At 28.6% G+C, this 1,638-nt stretch carries 2 protein-coding genes; both read right to left on the bottom strand.

From position 1 onward, the window contains the following. Positions 1 to 193: 193 nt before the first annotated feature. The gene (locus G6N05_RS15500) at positions 194 to 700 is read right to left on the bottom strand and encodes a phosphoribosylaminoimidazolesuccinocarboxamide synthase (RefSeq protein ID WP_166131891.1); all 507 of its coding nucleotides are present in this window, start codon (positions 698 to 700) and stop codon (positions 194 to 196) included. Between the two features lie 179 nt (positions 701 to 879). Continuing rightward, positions 880 to 1,515 (bottom strand): hypothetical protein, encoded by a 636-nt coding sequence (locus tag G6N05_RS15495; protein WP_166131888.1) that lies wholly within the window; start codon positions 1,513 to 1,515, stop codon positions 880 to 882. Positions 1,516 to 1,638: the final 123 nt, after the last annotated feature.

Here is a 1,638-nt window from a genome sequence, read left to right as displayed (position 1 = left end):
GTATTTTCTGAAAATAGATGTGAAAATAATCAGATTTTATTCAGCGTTCTCGATTCCACAAAACTTGTATTTAACGTTCCGCGGCTTGCTGAAGTGGCGACTTCGTAACCGCAAATTTTCTTTCAAATATAATATTTCTTGCGAAAAGTGAACGTGATTTTTAAGAAAAAGTCGCCATTTTAGCAAACCGCTGTTAGCCGACGTTATTTTTGTAAGTATATATTTTTTCAGTTTTCATAATTTCAAGTGCTTTTTTCGTTTCATTTTCCCCATCATTTAATGAACCAGGAAGTAAAATTAATCGAGTTTTAATTTTTCCATTTTCATCTTCAAAAATAACTTCAAACCTTGAACGCGTAGCACCATATTTTGCATCTATGAATTTCACATCTTTTATTTTATTTCTTTCAATTGTTGAAGTTGCGGAATAGTTCATGCTTTGTTTAACTTTAAACAATAAATAAACAGCAAAAAATACATAAGATAATGTGCTAAAAATTTTATTTTCTTGATAATCCGTAAAAGCAAAATAAAGTAAGAAAATGGCAAAACCAGTATAAATAATTAGTATTCTTGAAATTTTATTTCCAACCGTAATTTCCGCAACATTTCCAATTATTCCATCTCTAGTTAAAATAATTTTGTCTGGTAAAATATGACAAAATCCTGTTTTTGTTTTGAATTTTTTTTCGCTTTCCATTCTCTAAAGTTGATTATTTACGATTTTTGGTATAATGACGGCTAACGTTCCGGCGCTTGGCGAGGTTGCGAACTTCGGAACTGATTATTTTCTTTCAAAGATAAAATTTCTTGCGAGAAATAAACGTGAATTTACTACAAAATTCGCAATCTTGCCAAACGCCTGTTAGCAGATGGCTTTTATTTTTCTCCAAGCCAAACTTCGCTTGCTTTTATTAAAAATATTTTTTCTGTAATTCCTTCTCTTACTTGTTTAATTTCTCTGTAAGGTTTTTTTAATTCACTTTTTAACCATTTTTGTTCTTCTAAATAATCTTTGTCTGAAGTGAAATTTTCACGTAGATATTCATTTTCAAAAATTGGATATTCTTCAACTCTAAAACTCCAATTGAAGTCATTTATTCTTTTAGATATTTTATCAAGTTCTGATTTCGCAATATTTTTTTCTATTTCTGGTTTGTGAAAAATATTTTCATAATATTCAATTTTATCATTTATTGCACAAACTACTTGAGAATTATAAATATCTGGTTCAAATATCCAAACTTTTAAGTAAAAAGGTTTTCCAATCTCTTTTAGTTGAATATTCCAACTTTCGTAAATATCAAAAAACGATTCAATAATTTTCTTTCGGATTTTTCCTTTAGGATTTGGGTAATTATGTATAGATATTGCAATTGGATTCCAAGGAAAAACTCTAAACTTAACATAATCTTTATTAGTTTTTTCAAGATAATCTACATCAATTTTTAGACTACCAATTTTCCAATTTTCGATTTGTTTTATTCTTCTTTTATTTCCTCGAATTTTTTTCATCAATAAAGTTTTCTTTTTTTCGTTTAGCTTTTCCAAGCTATCTGCTAACGGGCCGCGGCTTGCTGAAGTGGCGACTTCGTAAATTATTATTTGATGCTAAGATACAATTTCTTGCGAAAGAAA

The sequence above is a fragment of the Flavobacterium bernardetii genome (assembly GCF_011305415.1).
Classification (GTDB): domain Bacteria; phylum Bacteroidota; class Bacteroidia; order Flavobacteriales; family Flavobacteriaceae; genus Flavobacterium; species Flavobacterium bernardetii.
This window is presented reverse-complemented; position numbering and strand designations above follow the sequence as displayed.

What these genes read in the sequence shown, in the direction of transcription:
- G6N05_RS15500 (WP_166131891.1), bottom strand. Translation starts at nt 700, where the DNA reads ATGGAAAGCGAAAAAAAATTCAAAACAAAAACAGGATTTTGTCATATT.
- G6N05_RS15495 (WP_166131888.1), bottom strand. Translation starts at nt 1,515, where the DNA reads ATGAAAAAAATTCGAGGAAATAAAAGAAGAATAAAACAAATCGAAAAT.